This is a genomic window from Dactylosporangium sp. McL0621 (genome assembly GCF_049995355.1).
Lineage (GTDB): Bacteria > Actinomycetota > Actinomycetes > Mycobacteriales > Micromonosporaceae > Dactylosporangium.
The window spans coordinates 1476808-1492895 of the sequence record NZ_CP188259.1; the positions used below are offsets into that span (position 1 = coordinate 1476808).

Sequence of the window (16088 nt, forward strand, 5' to 3'; positions counted from 1 at the left end):
GTACTCAGATCGCGGTGAGTACCGGTGGCCTAAGGTCGGGGGTGTGACCGCGGGTTTTGCGCTGGCCGGGCGTACGGCGAGTGAGATCTCCGCCGCCGTCGAGGCCGGCGTGCGCTCCGGCGCGTTGCAGGCGGGCGACGCGCTGCCGCCCATCCGCGCCGCGGCCGGCCAGCTCGGGGTGAGTCCCGCGACCGTCGCCGCCGCCTACCAGGCGCTGCGGCAGCGGGGGATCGCCGAGGCGGCGGGGCGGCAGGGCACCCGCGTGCGGCCCCGGCCCGCCGTCGCGCCCGCGCGCGGGCAGTTCCGGCTCGAGGTGCCCGAGGGCGTGCTCGACCTGGCCACCGGCGGCCCCGATCCCCGGCTGCTGCCCGACGTCGGGCCGGCCCTCGCGCGGGCCGCGGCGGACGCCGAGCCCACCGGGTACGCCGCCGAGGCCTACCCTCCGCTGCGCGCGGCCGCGCGGCGCACCCTCGCCCGCGACGGGGTCGACGCCGGCGAGCTGGCCGTGGCCGGGGGCGCGCTCGACGCCATCGAGCGGCTCCTCGGCGCGCACGTCCTGCCCGGCGACCGGGTCGCGGTCGAGGACCCCGGGTGGGCGAACCTCCTCGACCTCGTGGCCGCGCTGGGGCTGCGCCCGGTGCCGGTGCCGGTCGACGAGTCGGGCCCCGACCCGCAGCGGCTCGCCGACGCGCTGCGCGGCGGGGCGCGGGCGTTCGTCGTGACCAGCCGCGCGCACAACCCGACCGGGGCCAGCGTCACCGCGCGGCGGGCCGCCGAGCTCCGGTCCGTGCTGGCCGGGCATCCGGACGTCCTCGTGATCGAGGACGACCACGCCGCCGAGCTCTCGGTCGAGGCCCTGCACCCGCTCGCTGGCGCAACCGGGGCGTGGGGGTTCGTGCGCTCGGTCAGCAAGCCGTACGGGCCGGACCTCCGGCTCGCCGTGGTGGCGGGCGACGCCACGAGCATCGGCCGGCTGACCGGCCGGCAGCGGCTGGGCACCGGCTGGGTGTCGCGGATCCTGCAGCGCGTCGTGACCGACCTGTGGTCCGATCCGGCCGTTGCCGGCGTGGTGGCGGCGGCGCGGAGCGAGTACGAAACCCGGCGCATCGGCCTCGTGAACGCCCTGCGGGAACGGGGTTTGACGGTCACCGGGCGCACGGGGCTCAACGTCTGGGTGTCCGTGCCGGACGAGACGACCGCGGTGGCGCGGCTGCGCGAGGCCGGGTTCGCGGTGGCGCCCGGCGCGCTGTACCGCATCGCCACGCCGCCCGCGATCCGGATCACGATCTCGGCGCTGGACCCGGATGTCGTACCGGCACTGGCCGACGCCGTCGCGCGCACGACCCGCACCGGCGCGGCCGCGCCCGGCGTCTGACGGCGCTGGACTGGATCTTCTACCGTCGATGGGGTGGACCAGCAGACCAGGCCCCGCCCCGGCCCCGCCGGCATCGCCATCGCCGGCGCCGGCATCGCGCTCATCTGCGTCATCGCCTACTGCGGCATGATCCCCGACCAGGCCGACGTCACCTCCGCCGCGCGGGCGACCGCGTACGAGCTGGAGCGCACCCCGGTCCAGGGCCTCGGCATCAACATCTTCGACGTGCAGCAGGCGCTGAGCATGGGCGCCCGCCGCGGCGCGAGCAACATCAAGGTGCGCGACGCCGGGCGGGACGCCGACAAGAACGACTTGTACGAGTTCACGAACTCCCGCGGCGACTACCCGGTCTGCATGACCGTCCACCTGGACATCGACCTGCTCGACGACTCCCCGTCGTTCCCGTCGGCGACGGTCGAGCAGGGGCGGTGCCCAGGCTGACGGTGTTCGTCACTCCTGGACCAGCCGGAACCGCTGCAGTACCGCCGGCGTCTCGTCGGTGACCGTGAAGCCGGGGTCGCCGAGCCAGCAGCGGTAGTCGCTCCCGTGCCAGAACTGCTCGTGCCCGGCCCGCCACTGCGCGACCGAGGTGTCCCCTTCCCCTTCGTCGACGGCGTGACGCAGGTCGACGTCGCCGAGCCGCGCCACCCGGACGTCGACGACCTCGATCACCCCGACCCGCTGTCCGCCGGAGTCGATGACCGCGGACCGCCGCCCGGCGACGGGCAGCGGCTCCTGGTCGATCTCGAAGTCCTGCAGCAGCCCGGTGGTGGTCGTCTTGCTGCCGTCGAGGATCGCGGCAACGAGCTTGTCGCGCAGTTCCCCCGGAAACCCGAACTCAGCAATCGGAAGCTCGTCCATAACTCCTACTCCGAACGACAACGGCCTCGGCGCCGTTCCACGTAGTCTGCCCGCACGGGGCGACGATCGGGACCACCGTCGCCGGCCTCGCCCTCTACGCCGGCCGGGTCGTCCGCGTCGGGCTCGGCGCCGGGGGCTGGATCGCCCTAGCGGTCGTCGGCGTCATCTGCGCCGCCCCGGTGTCGCCCTGCGCGGCCTCCTGGGCGGCGTGTTCGCAACGGCGGTGTGGCGCCGCAGTCCGGCCTCAGGGCGTCGCGTCGCCCGCCTGGCCGCCCTCGCAACGTCGTCGAGATCGTGGCGTCGACGCTGATCATCGTCCTGGTCGGCTGGGCCGTCGCCGCCCTGTCCGGCCGGCTGGTGCGCCGGCAGGCTCAGATCCAGACGCCGCCGGGTCGCACCGGCACGGGCTTGGCCGGGGGCTGAGGGCGAACCGGAACCGGGGCGGGGGCCGGCGCCGGCTGGGACGACGGCGGAACCCACCACTGGGTCTGGGTAGACCCACCGACCCACCGCATCGGGTGCACGCGCGTCGCCGTGTCAGGGCGCCTTGTGGTTACACGGCGTAAGGCGGTGGCCCGCCGTCGGGCCGGGTACTGGGCAACCGGAGACACCGACAACTTTTCCTGTCTTGACAAATTTAGTTGTCGGCTGCCATTCTGATCTCCGTCGGCAACCGGGGTGACCAGCCAGTCCACTGACGGAGGATTTGATGCGCAAACTCGTGGTCTCGCAGTTCCTGACACTCGACGGCGTGATGCAGGGCCCCGGTGACGACCCGGGGTTCGACCGGTCCGGCTGGGCGTTCCGGTTCGACCGCGGTGCGGAAGGTCACCGGTTCAAGTTGGACGAGGTCATGTCCGCCGGTGGGCTCCTGCTCGGCCGCGCGACGTACGACGGTTTCGCCGCCGCGTGGCCGTCCCGGACGGACGAGGCCGGCTTCGCCGAAAGGATGAACACGATGCCGAAGTACGTCATTTCGGCAACGCTTCAGCACCCCGTGTGGAACAACACGACCGTCATCAGCGGAGACATCGCTGATGAGGTGACCCGGCTCAAGGAACAGGCCGGCAATGACCTACTCGTCAACGGCAGCGGAATGCTGGTCCGGACGCTGGCGGAGCGCGGCCTGGTCGACGAATACCGGCTCATGGTGTACCCCACCGTCGTCGGTGCCGGCAGGCGGTTGTTCGACGAGGGGTTCGAGATCTCCGCGCTGCGACTTGCCTCGGTCTACCCGGTGGGTCCCGACGGTGTCGTAATCGTGACCTACCACCCGGTTGCGACGACCTGACCAACCTGACCTTTTGCACCATCCCCCACTCGACCCACCCGCGACTTGCCCCACCTGACGGGCACACCGAGAAAAGAGTGAGCAAACATGCGGCACGTCATTTCCGCCGACGGCACCAAGATCGCTTACGATCGTTCCGGCGACGGGCCGGCGGTCATTCTCGTGGGAGGCGGTTTCGCCGACCGAAAGGACCCGATATTCGTTGCTCTCGCACAGGCGCTGGCCCCCTCCTTCACTGTCTACAACTACGACCGGCGAGGCCGCGGCGACAGCGACGACACGCAGCCGTACGCGGTACGCCGCGAAGTCGAGGACCTCAAGTCCCTCATCGCCGAGACCGCCGGGCAGGCGTACGTCTTCGGTGGTTCCTCCGGCGGGGCGCTGGCGCTGGAGGCCGCCGCCGACGGCGCCGCGATCTCCCGGCTAGCGGTGTTCGAGCCGCCGTACGTCACGGACGAGCGACGCCCGCCGCTGCCCAGCGAGCAAGAACTCACCGCCCTGGTACAAGCTGGGCATCGTGGCCGAGCGGTCGCACTGTTCATGACCCGTGGCGCCGACGTCCCCGCCGAGATGGTCGAGCAGATGAAAGCCACGCCATTCTGGGCGGGCATGGAGGCAATCGCCCACACCCTCGCCTACGAGGCCGCCATCATCGGCGCCGGACCGGTGCCGGTCAATCGCTTCGCCGCAATCAAGATCCCCGCCCTGGTCCTCGTCGGCTCGGAGAGTGCGGCCCGGATGCAGGACGCCGCCCGGACCGTCGCGGACACTCTCCCGAACTCCCAACTCGCCACGCTCGAGGGACAGGCGCACGGACAACTCGACGTCACGTCACTCGCCGACACACTGGCAACCTTCTATGCGCCATGAGCCGCAGATCGCTGCAGGGTCGACCCCGCTGGTCGCTGCGCCATAAGGCCGTAGCGCGCTCGACCGGCTGGGGCAGGGGCACGCTCAAGGCGACGGCTTACGCTCCATGCCGACGTCCGCCTGCGTCGCGGTTGTTCGCATCGCGTCGCCGATGATCCGGCAGATCAGATCCGGCCCCGGATCACGCGGGACGGCACCGTTGCGGATCCAACGCGCCACCGAGGCGCGGTCCTAGCCGAGCGCCGGTATCCCTCGCTTTCACCCATCCGGGCGTACGCCTTGCCGGCTGCGAGTGTAGGTCTGCGGCGAGCGCTGGACCGAGATGTCTCCGCGCCGCGCCAGGGGCTGTTCTGGCTTGTTGCACGACGAGCTGCGGTTCGTGGCGTGCAACGGAAGTCTGCTCAGCAGCGCAACTGCGCAAGCGTCGAGTCGCTCGTCAGCGCTGGCCTTCGCCGTGCGCCGGCGCCGAAAGGGTCGCTGGTCACGGCTTCGCACGCGCATACGCCTGTCAACGCGGAGGACCCGCTGACGGCGGGCTGGAGCTCTCAGATGGCGAGCGCGTGGCCGGGAGGCGACAAGCCCGCAGCGATTCGGGTGGGAGCGGTGCGCCGGACCATCGGTGCGGGTCTCAAGACTGCGGATCCGTCCAGCCCGAACGCGGGAACTTCCGCGAATGCAAGGGAGCCGGTGATCTGGCAGCGATAGCGAGGCCAGTGGCTGCGTAGCAGCCATGGGGGGTGCGGGGTGGGAACCCCCCGCCCCGCGCGCGCCAGCGCGGAGAAAAACTGTGCCCCCGGTAGGATTCGAACCTACGCCCCCGCCTCCGGAGGGCGGTGCTCTATCCCCTGAGCTACGGGGGCCTTAACGGCCTCGCAACAGCCTAGCAGAGCGCCCACCCACCCCACACACTGGTTCCCCTGGGGCGTATGGGGTGGGTGGAAAAGGCGCTCTACGAGGACAAAGGCTGGGAGCCCAAGTCCTTGAGTTTCTCGGTCAGCTGGGAGATGTCGTAGGACTGGGACACGCGGATCTTCTCCGCGGCGTCGCGTACCTCCGCGTTCGAGGCGTCCTTCGCGGCGATCTCCGCCATGTGGATGCCGCCCAGGTGGTGGCGCAGCATGAGCTGGCACCAGAGGGTGTCGAAGTCCTTGCCCGTCGAGGACTTGAGCTTCTTGAGCTCGTCGTCCGAGGCCATCCCGGGCATGCGGCCGTCGCTCTGGAGGGTGTTCATGCCCGATGGCATCCAGGCCATGGCCCGCTTCGACGACGTGGGGGAGAGGTGCCACTCGGTCAGCCAGGTCTGCATCTGGCCGATCTGCCACTGCTGGCTCGCGGCGATGTCGTAGCCCAGGTTGCGGATGTCGTCCGTGGAGCCCAGGCGGTAGGCGAACATCCCCATCTCGACGGCCTGCGCGTGGTGCACGCTCATGTCGCGGGCGAAGCCGGCGTCGATGGAGTCCTCGCCGGGGCGGTTCAGGATCGGGATGAGGTACCCGATCGCTACGCCCGTCACGAGTACGAGGACGGCGGCGAGCACGCCCAGGCTCAGGCGCGCCCGCCGTGAAAGTTGCGTCAGCACAGGTTAGTTGCCGCCCTGCTGCTGCTGTTGCTGCCCAGTGCCGTCCTTGCCGAGGTCGTGGGGCGTGGCGCCCGTCTCGGTGATGATGTCGCCGCTGGAGCAGGGGGTGCCGGCCTCGAGCGACGCGTTCTGGCGCAGGGCCTTGATGAACTCGTCGATGCGCTTGTCGCTGGCGTTGTCGACCTTGAGCTGGAAGCCCCACGCCTGCAGGGAGATCGGCTTGTCCAGGTTCGGGTACGGGCTCATCAGCATGTAGTCGTTGCCGCGCACACGCTTGGCCAGCGCCTCGACCTGGTCGGCCGGGAGGCTCGGGTTGTACGTGATCCACACCGCGCCGTGCTCGAGGCTGTGCAGCGCGTGCTCGTTGGCGATCTGGGACGTGTACACGTCACCCAGGCAACGCTGCCAGTTCGGGTTGTGGTTGCCGGCGACGGGCGGGCTCAGCTTGTAGGTCTGCGGGCCCCACACGTGCTCGCGCTGGCCGACCAGGGCCTTGTCGGACTTGCGGTAGTCCTTGATGCCGCTGATCTGGTCGGCGCGGTCCTGCCAGCCCAGGCCGTTCTCGTACACCTGGTAGCCGGCGAAGCCCACGATGCCCAGGGCCAGCACGCCGACCGTGGTGAACAGCGCGATCGGGCCCCAGCTCATGCCCTGCTTGACCTTGACCGGGGCGATCTTCTTGACCGCGGGCCGGGTGGCGGTGGCCGGCTTCTTCGCGGCGGCAGCGGTCTTCCCGGCCGGGGCGGTCTTGCGGACCGGGGCCGACTTCCGCGGGTTCGCCTTGGGCTTGGCGGGAGTCGAAGGAGCGTCGTCGGACAGGTCGGAGGAGTCCGAGACGTCCGAGACTTCCGTTGTCTCGATGTCCGAAGCGTCCTCGTCCTCGTCGCCGCCCTGCTTCGGCTTCGCGCCGGAGACGGCCTTAGTGGACGGCTTGCGGTTGCCGCCACCGTGCTGGGTGCTCATGCTCATCTCGTCGCCTCGCAACGCTCAGCGTTGTGCTCGCTCATCGGGCCTCGTCTGGTCAACGGTCGGGGGTCACGGCGGGGAACTGCTCCGGTGGGTCCCTCCCCCGTGGGGGAATCCGGTTCCAGCCGTCCCGCATTGTGACCAGCACAACGGGCCGCCGCCAAGTACGGGAGTCTACCCCCGATAGCATTTGTCGGTGACTCCCGCTGAACTCGCCGTAGCAGTCCTCGCCGCCGCCCGGGCGGCCATCACCGAGCGTGACCTCGACGCGTCCGTGCTCCCGGCGACGACCAGCGTGGAGCGACCGCGAAACCCGGAGCATGGTGACTATGCGTCCAATATCGCCCTGCAGCTGGGCAAGAAGGTCGGACTGAACCCGCGCGAGCTGGCCGCGGCGGTCGCGAAAAACTTGCAGGAAACTCCCGGGATCGCCGCCGTGGAGATCGCCGGGCCCGGGTTCCTCAACATCCGCCTCGCGGCCGCGGCCGTCGGCGAGCTCGCCGGGATGATCGTGCGGGGCGGCCGGGGGTACGGCCGCAGCGAGACCCTGGCCAAGGAGAAGGTCAACCTCGAGTTCGTCTCGGCGAACCCGACCGGGCCGGTCCACCTCGGGCACACCCGCTGGGCCGCGGTCGGCGACGCCCTGGGCCGCATCCTGAGCGCGGCCGGCGCCGACGTGACCCGCGAGCACTACATCAACGACGCCGGCGTGCAGATGAACCGCTTCGGCGAGTCGGTCATGGCCGCGGCCCACAACCGGCCGACCCCGCCCGACGGCTACCCCGGCGAGTACATCCAGGACGTGGCCAAGGCCGTTGTCCAAACAAATCCGGACATTCTGCACTTGCCGGAAAGCGACCAGAAGGAAGCATTCCAGGAGGCCGCCTACAAGGCGATGCTCAAGGAGATGCAGGACAGCCTCGAACGCTTCGGCGTCCACTTCGACGTCTGGTTCTCCGAGAAGACGCTGCACGAGGGCGGCGCCGTCGAGCACGCCCTCGACGAGCTGCGCAAGCAGGGCCACGTCTTCGAGTCCGAGGGCGCCGTCTGGCTGCGCACGAGCGACTTCGGCGACGACAAGGACCGGGTGCTGATCCGCTCCAACGGCGAGAAGACCTACTTCGCCGCCGACGCCGCGTACTACATCAACAAGCGCGAGCGCGGCTTCGAGCGCTGCATCTACATGCTGGGCGCGGACCACCACGGGTACATCGGCCGCCTCAAGGCCATCGCGGCCTGCGCCGGCGACGACCCGCAGCGCAACATCGAGGTGCTCATCGGCCAGCTGGTCAGCCTGCTGCGCGGCGGTGAGCCGGTACGGCTGAGCAAGCGCGCCGGCACCCTGATCACCCTCGACGAGCTCATCGACGCCGTGGGCGTGGACGCGGCGCGGTACTCGCTGGCCCGCTCCTCGACCGACTCCCCGCTGACCCTGGACATCGAGGTCATCACGCGGCAGAAGAACGACAACCCGGTCTTCTACGTGCAGTATGTCGGCGCCCGCACCGCCTCGATCGCGCGCAACGCGGCCGAGCTGGGCCACGAGCGCACCGAGGCGTACGACGCGGCTCAACTGGTACACGAGAAGGAACTGGATCTTCTGAAGGCCCTCGGCGACTTCCCGGGCGTCGTCGCCACCGCGGCCGAACTGCGTGAGCCGCATCGCGTGGCACGCTATTTGGAGGACCTGGCCGGGGCCTACCACCGGTTCTTCGACAACTGCCGCGTGCTGCCCCTCGGCGAGGAGCCGTTCACGGAGACGAACCGGGCGCGGCTCTGGCTCAACGACGCCACCCGCCAGGTCATCGTCAACGGTCTGGACCTGCTCGGCGTCTCGGCGCCGGAACGGATGTAGAGGACATGCGCGCACACGAGGCCGGGACGCTCCACGCGGACCTCGGCTCCAACGGCCCGTCCTGGCTGCGCACGCCGGACGACGTGAACGCATTGGTCCCGATTTTGTGGCCCAAAACGGTCACACGCGCCGCGAGTGGCGCCATCGAGGTCGGCGGCGTCGACGTGCACCGGCTCAAGGAGGAGCACGGCACGCCGGCCTACATCCTCGACGAATCGGACTTTCGCGACAGATGCCGAAATTTCCGAAACGCGTTCGGTGGCGCCGAGGTCTACTACGCCGGCAAGGCCTTCATCGCCACAGCGGTCGTGAAGATCCTGGTGGAAGAGGGCCTCAGCCTCGACGTCTGCAGCGGCGGCGAGCTCGCCGTCGCCCTGCGCGGTGGCATGCCGCCGGAGCGCATCGGGTTCCACGGCAACAACAAGTCGGTCGAGGAGCTCACCGCCGCCGTCGAGGCGGGCGTGGGCCGGATCATCGTCGACTCCTTCGACGAGATCGAGCGCCTCACCCAGATCGCCCTCAAGGCCGGCCGCCGCCCGCGCGTCATGGTCCGCGTGACCGTCGGCGTCGAGGCCCACACGCACGAGTTCATCGCCACCGCGCACGAGGACCAGAAGTTCGGGTTCTCCCTGGCCGGCGGGGCCGCGGCCGAGGCGGTCGACAAGATCCTGGCCGACGACGTGCTCGAGCTGCGCGGCCTGCACTCGCACATCGGCTCGCAGATCTTCGACGCCTCCGGCTTCGAGGTCGCCGCCCGCCGCCTGCTGTCGCTGCAGGCCCGGGTCAGCGAGGTGCACGGCCGCGAGCTGCCCGAGCTCGACCTGGGCGGCGGGTTCGGCATCGCGTACACCACGCAAGACCAGCCCGCCGACCCGCACGAGCTGGCCGGCGACCTGCTGCGGATCGTCAAGCAGGAGTGCGCCGCGCTGCACCTGAGCGTTCCGCACCTGTCCGTCGAGCCCGGCCGGGCGATCGTCGGTCCGGCCGTGTTCACCCTCTACGAGGTCGGCACGGTCAAGGACGTCGACGGCATCCGCACGTTCGTCTCCGTCGACGGCGGCATGAGCGACAACATCCGCACCGCGCTGTACGACGCGGCCTACTCGGCCACCGTGGCCGGCCGGGCCTCCTCCGAACCGCCGATTCTCGCCCGCGTGGTGGGAAAACATTGCGAGTCCGGGGACATCGTCGTGAAAGATGAATTCCTGCCGGCGGACGTCAAGGCCGGAGATCTTCTTGCGGTCCCGGGCACCGGCGCCTATTGCCGCAGTATGGCGAGCAACTACAACCACGTTCCCCGCCCGCCGGTCGTGGCGGTGGCCGATGGCACGGCGCGTGTCATCGTCCGCCGGGAGACCGTGGACGATCTGCTGAGACTGGACGTGGGGTGACAGATGCCGCAATCGGTGAAGGTAGCGCTGCTGGGCTGCGGGACCGTCGGTTCCGAGGTGGTCCGCCTGCTGCACGAGCAGGAGCACGACCTCACGGCCCGCATCGGCGCGCCGCTGGAGGTGGTGGGCGTCGCCGTCCGCCGCCTCAACAAGGCGCGTGAGCTGCCGATCGACCCGGCGCTGTTCACGACCGACGCGCACGCCCTCGTCACCCGCGAGGACGTGGACGTCGTCGTGGAGGTCGTCGGCGGCATCGAGCCGGCCCGGTCCTGGCTGCTGGAGGCCCTGCACGCCGGCAAGAGCGTCGTCACGGCCAACAAGGCCCTGCTCGGCGAGGACGGCGCCACCCTGCACAAGGCGGCCGCCGACTGCGGCGCCGACCTGTACTTCGAGGCCTCCGTGGCCGGTGCCATCCCGCTGCTGCGCCCGCTGCGCGAGTCGCTGCACGGGGACCGGATCACCCGGGTGACAGGCATCGTCAACGGCACCACGAACTTCATCCTGTCCTCCATGGACGCCACCGGCGCCGGCTTCGCCGAGGCCCTGGAGGAGGCGACCGCGCTCGGCTACGCCGAGGCCGACCCGACCGCCGACATCGAGGGCTTCGACGCCGCGGCCAAGGCCGCGATCCTCGCCTCGATGGCCTTCCACAGCCGGGTCACCTCGGCCGACGTGCACCGCGAGGGCATCACCGAGGTCACCGCGGCCGACATGGCCAGCGCCAAGGCGATGGGCTGCACCATCAAGCTGCTGTGCATCGCCTCGAAGGCCAACGGGGCCGTCTCGGTGCGCGTGCACCCGGCGATGATCCCTCGCACCCACCCCCTGGCCGGCGTCGGCGACGCGTTCAACGCCGTCTTCGTCGAGGCCGAGGCGGCGGGCCAGCTCATGTTCTACGGCCGCGGCGCCGGTGGCGCCCCGACCGCCTCCGCGGTGCTCGGCGACGTGGTCGCCGTGGCCCGCAACCGGCTCGCGGGCGTCCACAGCGCCTCGGAGTCGGCCTACGCGGACCTGCCGGTCTCCCCGATCGGGGACGTGCTGACGCGGTACCACATCAGCCTTGACGTCTCCGACAAGGCGGGCGTGCTCGCCGCGGTCGCGGGCGTCTTCGCCAAGCACGGCGTCAGCATCGCGACGGTGAACCAGTCCGGCCGCGGCAACCAGGCCGTGCTCGTCATCGTCACGCACGCCGCGCCGGATCGGGCCCTCGCCGCGACCGTCGCCGAGCTGAGGGCACTGGACATCGTTCGCGCCGTGGCGAGCGTCCTGCGGGTCGAAGGGGAGTAAGGCGCCATGTGGCGTGGGTTGATCGAGGAATTCCGGGACCGCCTCCCGGTCGGGCCGCAGACCCCGGTGGTGACGCTGCACGAGGGCAACACGCCCCTGCTGCCCGCGCCGGAGCTCTCCGCGCGGACCGGCTGCGACGTGTACCTCAAGGTCGAAGGGGCCAACCCGACCGGCTCGTTCAAGGACCGCGGCATGACCGTCGCGGTGTCCAAGGCGCTCGAGGAGGGCTCGAAGGCGATCATCTGCGCCTCGACCGGCAACACCTCGGCGTCGGCCGCCGCGTACGCCGCGCGCGCCGGCATCACCTGCGCCGTGCTGGTGCCGACCGGCAAGATCGCCCTGGGCAAGCTCGCCCAGGCCCTCGTGCACGGCGCCCGCCTCCTGCAGGTCGCCGGCAACTTCGACGACTGCCTGGCCCTGGCCAGCAAGCTGTCGCTGGACTACCCGGTCGCGCTGGTGAACTCGGTCAACCCCGACCGGCTGCAGGGCCAGAAGACCGCGTCCTTCGAGATCGTGCGCACCCTCGGCGACGCGCCACACATCCACTGCCTGCCGGTCGGCAACGCGGGCAACATCACCGCCTACTGGATGGGCTACCAGGAGGAGGTCGCAGCCGGCCACGCCACCCGCCGCCCGCGCATGTTCGGCTTCCAGGCCTCCGGCGCCGCCCCGATCGTCAAGGGCGAGGTGGTGCGCGAGCCGAGCACGATCGCCACCGCCATCCGCATCGGCAACCCGGCGAGCTGGACGAAGGCGACCGACGCCCGGGACGAGTCCGGCGGCCTCATCGACGCCGTCACCGACCGCGACATCCTGCAGGCGTACCGGCTGCTCGCCCGCTCGGTCGGCGTGTTCGTCGAGCTGGGCAGCGCGGCCAGCGTCGCCGGCCTGCTCCAGGCGACCGCCCAGGGCCGCGTCGAGCCGGGCCAGACGATCGTCTGCACGGTCACCGGCCACGGCCTGAAGGACCCGGAGTGGGCGATCTCGACGGCGCCCGCGCCGACGACCATCCCGGCCGACGCCCTCGCGGCCGCGAGGGCGCTCGACCTGGCCTAGAAGGGTTTTGGCCCGGGCCGCGTCACCGGCGGACCGTTGCTCCCGCATGACTCGGGCCGGGGCCCAGCTTCGCTGGCCCTGGCCCTGCGACTGCGCGGTGCCAAGGGCAAACCCCGCCGGCGCCCCGGCACTACGGCGAACCTCGCTGGCGCCAGGGTGCTACGCCGAAACCCCGCCGGCGCCCGGCGCCACGGCGAACCCCGCTGGCGTCCGGCCCTGGCTCCGAACCCCGCTGGCGCCCGGTGCTACGGCGAAACCCGCTGGCGCCCGGCGCTACGGTGTTCAGGTGCCGCCCGCCCTTTCGGTCCTTACGCGCAACAAGGACTTCCGCAACCTGTTCACCGCGGACCTGATCGGCCTGGGCGCCGACTGGTTCGTGATGATCCCGCTGCTCACCCTGCTGCCGCACCTCACCGGCTCGGGCCTCTGGGGCGGCCTCGTGCTGGCCGCGGACACCGGGGTGACGGCACTGCTGCTGCCGTACACCGGAACCGTCGCCGACCGCGTCGACCGCCGGCACATCGTGCTCGCCGCCGACCTCGCCATGGCCGCCTGCGCGCTGCTCCTGCTGCTGGTGCGCACGCCCGCCACCGCCTGGATCGCGCTGGTCGCCGTGGGTGCGATCGCCGTCGCCAAGGCGTTCTTCAGCCCCGCCGCCCAGGCCGCCCTGCCCAACGTGGTCGACCCCGAGGACCTCCCGGCCGCCAACGCGCTCGCCGGCTCGGCCTGGGGCACCATGCTCGTGATCGGCGCCTCGCTGGGCGGGATCGCGTCGGAGGCCTTCGGCGCGTACCCGTGCTTCGTCATCGCGTCGGTCCTGCTGCTCTTCTCGGCGCTGCAGGTCTGGCGGGTGCGCCGCCCGATGCAGGCCGAGCGCACCGAGCCCCCGGCCCCCGCGTTCGCGGCGATCGCGGAGGCGCTGCGCTACATCCGCGCCAACCCCCGCATCGCCTCGCTGGTCACCGTCAAGTCCGCGGTCGGCTTCGGCAACGGCGTGCTGACCGTCTTCCCGCTCCTGGCCGCCGCCCTGGGCGCCGGCCCCCTGGGCACCGGCCTGCTCTTCGCCGCTCGCGGCCTGGGCGCGCTCGTCGGCCCCATGGTCCTGCGGCGCGTGCTGTCCCACCGCGCCTGGCTGCTGCCCGGGCTGGCGCTGTCCATGTCGCTGTACGGCCTCGCGTACCTGGGCGTGAGCCTGATGACCTGGTTCTCGCTGGTGCTGGCCGGCGTGGTCGTGGCCCACCTGGCCGCGGGTGGTAACTGGATGATGTCGAACTTCGTGCTGCAGGCCGAGGTCCCGGACGCGCTGCGCGGCCGCGTCTTCGCCACCGACTTCATGCTGGCCACGCTCTCGGTGGCGGTGAGCCAGCTGGCCGTGGGCGCCTTCGTCGACCACGTCGACCCGAGGGTGCTGCTGGCCGCCTGCGGCGCGGTGACCCTGCTGTACGCGGGCGCCTGGTCGCTTGTCGCACTGCGCCGCCGGGATCGGCCACAGCCGGAGGCGAACGCGGCCGGCGCCTGATCGCTGGTCGCGGCGGGCTTCTGATCGCTGGTCGCGGCCGGCTGCCGGCGTTGATCGCGGCCGGCTTTTGGTCGCGCCCGGCTTTTGGTCGCGCCCGGCTTTTGGTCGCGCCCGGCTTTTGGTCGCGCCCGGCTTTTGGTCGCGCCCGGCTTTTGGTCGCGCCCGGCTTTGGCCGCGCCCGGCTTTGGCCGCGGTCGGCTTGGCCGCGCCCAGCCGTTGCCTCGGTCGGCTTTTGGCCGATGATCGCGCTGCGCCGTCGGGATCAGACGCAGCCGGAGGCGAACGCGGCCGGGCCGAACAACGCGAGCCAGCCCGAGCAGAGCAGCCCGAGCGCCGCCGCCCCGAACAGCAGCGCCGCGGGGATCGACCACAGCCCGTAGGCCTCGCGCACGGTGGCGAACGCCAGCAGCACGGCCGCCAGCATCCCGGCCATCGCCAGGAACGGCAGGCCGCCCGGGCCCTCGGCCGAGCACCGCACCGCCTCGGACCGCACGGCCGCGTACAACAGCACCCCGACGGACACCGCGAAGATCAGCCCCGCCGCCCCGAATGATCGCAAGTTCACGTGACATCGACGCGCGACGAGGCGCATCGGTTGACGCCGGTATCGATGAAAGTTTCCCGGAGGGGCTTGCGGGCGTGGGCTATCGTAGTGATATCACTTCGATAGCCCCCCAAGGAGTAGTCATGGAGCGACGGGCGTTTCGTGTTTCCGGGTTCGCGATGCTCGGCGTGCTGCTGATCCTGATCGCCGCGGCCGTGGCCGCGGCCAACAAGCTGGCCGAGGCCCTGGGCGCCGGGCTGGTCGTGCTGCTGTCGCTGGTCGCGGCGCTGGTGCTGACCGGCTTCACCGTGGTCAACCCCAACGAGGCCCGGGTCATGCAGTTCTTCGGCCGCTACGTCGGCACCATCGTCGACGCCGGCTTCCACTGGACCGTGCCGCTGAGCGCCAAGCGCCGCATGTCCCGCCGCGTCCGCAACTTCGAGACCGACCGGCTCAAGGTCTCCGACGCCGACGGCAACCCGGTGGAGATCGCGGCCGTGGTCGTCTGGCGCGTCGTGGACACGTTCAAGGCGTCCTTCGGCGTGGACGACCACATCTCCTACGTGGCGGTGCAGTCCGAGGCGGCCGTGCGCCACCTGGCGACGAGCTACCCGTACGAGTCCCACGACGACGGCCGCTCCAGCCTGCGCGAGGGCAACGTGGTCAGCGAGGAGCTCACCGTCGAGCTCGGCGAGCGGATCGCGCTGGCCGGCGTCGAGGTGCTGGAGTCGCGGATCACCCACCTCGCGTACGCGCCGGAGATCGCCCAGGCCATGCTCGCGCGCCAGCAGGCCAGCGCGATCGTCGGCGCCAGGTACAAAATCGTGGAGGGGGCCGTCGGGATGGTGCAGAACGCGCTCGAGCGGCTCGGTGAGCTGCAGGTCGTCGAGCTCGACGAGGAGCGCAAGGCCCAGATGGTGGCCAACCTGCTCGTGGTGCTCTGCGGCGACCGCAACGTGCAGCCCGTGGTCAACACCGGCACCCTCTACGCCTGAGCGATCGTGCCCGAGCGGAAGAAGCTGCTGCTGCGGCTGGATCCCCAGGTCTACGACGCCGTCGCGCGCTGGGCGGGCGACGACCTGCGCAGCGTCAACGCGCAGATCGAGTTCGCCCTGCGCCAGGCGCTGCGCCAGGCCGGCCGCGAGCCGAGGCGCGGCCCGATCCCGGCGGGGGAGGACGCCGACGAGGACTGACCCCGCGCGGCCGTGAGCCGCGCCGCCAGCCCTGGTCTGGCTCCGGCCGGCTCCGGCTGGCTGGCTCCGGTCGGCTTCGGCTCCGGCCTGCTTGGCTCCGGCCGGCTCCGGTCCGGCTCCGGCTTGGCCCGCTCCGGTCCGGCTCCGGCTTGGGCCCGGCCCGGCCCGGCTCCCGACCGGCGACGACCCGCGCGGCCGCGAGCCGCTGACCGCGCCGCGCCCCCAGCCCCGCCGGCTCCGGTCCGGCCCAGAGTCGGCGAGGACCGACCCGCGCGGCCGCGAGCGGAGGCGCGACCAGCCC

16 protein-coding genes and 1 tRNA gene are annotated in these 16088 nt (G+C 71.5%); 12 read left to right on the forward strand and 5 right to left on the reverse strand.

Annotated features, from left to right (window positions below; translation table 11 throughout):
* The first annotated feature begins 43 nt into the window (after positions 1-43).
* Both ACPPVO_RS06795 and ACPPVO_RS06800 read left to right on the forward strand, forming a co-directional pair.
* Positions 44-1375: an aminotransferase class I/II-fold pyridoxal phosphate-dependent enzyme gene (locus ACPPVO_RS06795; RefSeq protein ID WP_426510399.1), complete on the forward strand. Its 1332-nt coding sequence runs from the start codon at positions 44-46 to the stop codon at positions 1373-1375.
* Between the two features lie 33 nt (positions 1376-1408).
* The gene (locus tag ACPPVO_RS06800) at positions 1409-1816 is read left to right on the forward strand and encodes a hypothetical protein (protein ID WP_426510400.1); all 408 of its coding nucleotides are present in this window, start codon (positions 1409-1411) and stop codon (positions 1814-1816) included.
* Positions 1817-1825: 9 nt separating this feature from the next.
* Here ACPPVO_RS06800 and ACPPVO_RS06805 read toward each other — a convergent pair whose 3' ends face one another.
* A complete protein-coding gene (locus ACPPVO_RS06805) occupies positions 1826-2236 on the reverse strand; it encodes an ASCH domain-containing protein (protein WP_426510401.1) in 411 nt (136 codons plus the stop codon).
* Between the two features lie 294 nt (positions 2237-2530).
* Between ACPPVO_RS06805 and ACPPVO_RS06810 the strand changes: the two genes are divergently transcribed.
* The 3 genes from ACPPVO_RS06810 to ACPPVO_RS06820 all read left to right on the forward strand — a co-directional run bounded on the left by ACPPVO_RS06810 (position 2531) and on the right by ACPPVO_RS06820 (position 4397).
* The gene (locus ACPPVO_RS06810; protein WP_426510402.1) at positions 2531-2659 is read left to right on the forward strand and encodes a hypothetical protein; all 129 of its coding nucleotides are present in this window, start codon (positions 2531-2533) and stop codon (positions 2657-2659) included.
* 286 nt (positions 2660-2945) lie between these two features.
* The gene (locus tag ACPPVO_RS06815) at positions 2946-3527 is read left to right on the forward strand and encodes a dihydrofolate reductase family protein (RefSeq protein WP_426510403.1); all 582 of its coding nucleotides are present in this window, start codon (positions 2946-2948) and stop codon (positions 3525-3527) included.
* 87 nt (positions 3528-3614) lie between these two features.
* Positions 3615-4397: an alpha/beta fold hydrolase gene (locus ACPPVO_RS06820; protein WP_426510404.1), complete on the forward strand. Its 783-nt coding sequence runs from the start codon at positions 3615-3617 to the stop codon at positions 4395-4397.
* A gap of 788 nt (positions 4398-5185) precedes the next feature.
* On the opposite strand, the gene ACPPVO_RS06825 is transcribed toward ACPPVO_RS06820, so the two are convergent.
* From ACPPVO_RS06825 to ACPPVO_RS06835, 3 genes are all read right to left on the reverse strand, one after another.
* A tRNA-Arg gene (locus ACPPVO_RS06825) sits at positions 5186-5257 on the reverse strand.
* Positions 5258-5346: 89 nt separating this feature from the next.
* Positions 5347-5976 carry a DUF305 domain-containing protein gene (locus ACPPVO_RS06830; RefSeq protein WP_426510405.1) on the reverse strand — a complete coding sequence of 210 codons (630 nt, stop codon included), beginning with the start codon at positions 5974-5976 and terminating at the stop codon, positions 5347-5349.
* Positions 5977-5979: 3 nt separating this feature from the next.
* Positions 5980-6939, reverse strand: coding sequence for a DUF3105 domain-containing protein (locus tag ACPPVO_RS06835; RefSeq protein WP_426510406.1), 960 nt, complete (start codon positions 6937-6939; stop codon positions 5980-5982).
* A gap of 199 nt (positions 6940-7138) precedes the next feature.
* On the opposite strand from ACPPVO_RS06835, the gene argS reads away from it, so the two are divergent.
* From argS to ACPPVO_RS06860, 5 genes are all read left to right on the forward strand, one after another.
* Entirely contained in the window at positions 7139-8797 is a 1659-nt protein-coding gene (argS, locus tag ACPPVO_RS06840) for an arginine--tRNA ligase (protein WP_426510407.1), read from the forward strand.
* A 5-nt stretch (positions 8798-8802) separates the two neighbouring features.
* Positions 8803-10188, forward strand: a complete 1386-nt coding sequence (gene lysA, locus ACPPVO_RS06845; RefSeq protein WP_426510408.1) for a diaminopimelate decarboxylase — start codon at positions 8803-8805, stop codon at positions 10186-10188.
* A gap of 15 nt (positions 10189-10203) precedes the next feature.
* Positions 10204-11475: a homoserine dehydrogenase gene (locus ACPPVO_RS06850; RefSeq protein WP_426510409.1), complete on the forward strand. Its 1272-nt coding sequence runs from the start codon at positions 10204-10206 to the stop codon at positions 11473-11475.
* A 6-nt stretch (positions 11476-11481) separates the two neighbouring features.
* Positions 11482-12531: a threonine synthase gene (gene thrC, locus ACPPVO_RS06855; protein ID WP_426510410.1), complete on the forward strand. Its 1050-nt coding sequence runs from the start codon at positions 11482-11484 to the stop codon at positions 12529-12531.
* Positions 12532-12817: 286 nt separating this feature from the next.
* On the forward strand, positions 12818-14050 hold the full coding sequence (locus tag ACPPVO_RS06860; RefSeq protein ID WP_426510411.1) for an MFS transporter: 1233 nt from the start codon (positions 12818-12820) through the stop codon (positions 14048-14050).
* A 262-nt stretch (positions 14051-14312) separates the two neighbouring features.
* On the opposite strand, the gene ACPPVO_RS06865 is transcribed toward ACPPVO_RS06860, so the two are convergent.
* Entirely contained in the window at positions 14313-14615 is a 303-nt protein-coding gene (locus ACPPVO_RS06865) for a hypothetical protein (protein WP_426510413.1), read from the reverse strand.
* A 122-nt stretch (positions 14616-14737) separates the two neighbouring features.
* On the opposite strand from ACPPVO_RS06865, the gene ACPPVO_RS06870 reads away from it, so the two are divergent.
* Both ACPPVO_RS06870 and ACPPVO_RS06875 read left to right on the forward strand, forming a co-directional pair.
* On the forward strand, positions 14738-15589 hold the full coding sequence (locus tag ACPPVO_RS06870) for an SPFH domain-containing protein (protein WP_426510414.1): 852 nt from the start codon (positions 14738-14740) through the stop codon (positions 15587-15589).
* 6 nt (positions 15590-15595) lie between these two features.
* Entirely contained in the window at positions 15596-15787 is a 192-nt protein-coding gene (locus ACPPVO_RS06875; protein ID WP_426510415.1) for a hypothetical protein, read from the forward strand.
* Positions 15788-16088: the final 301 nt, after the last annotated feature.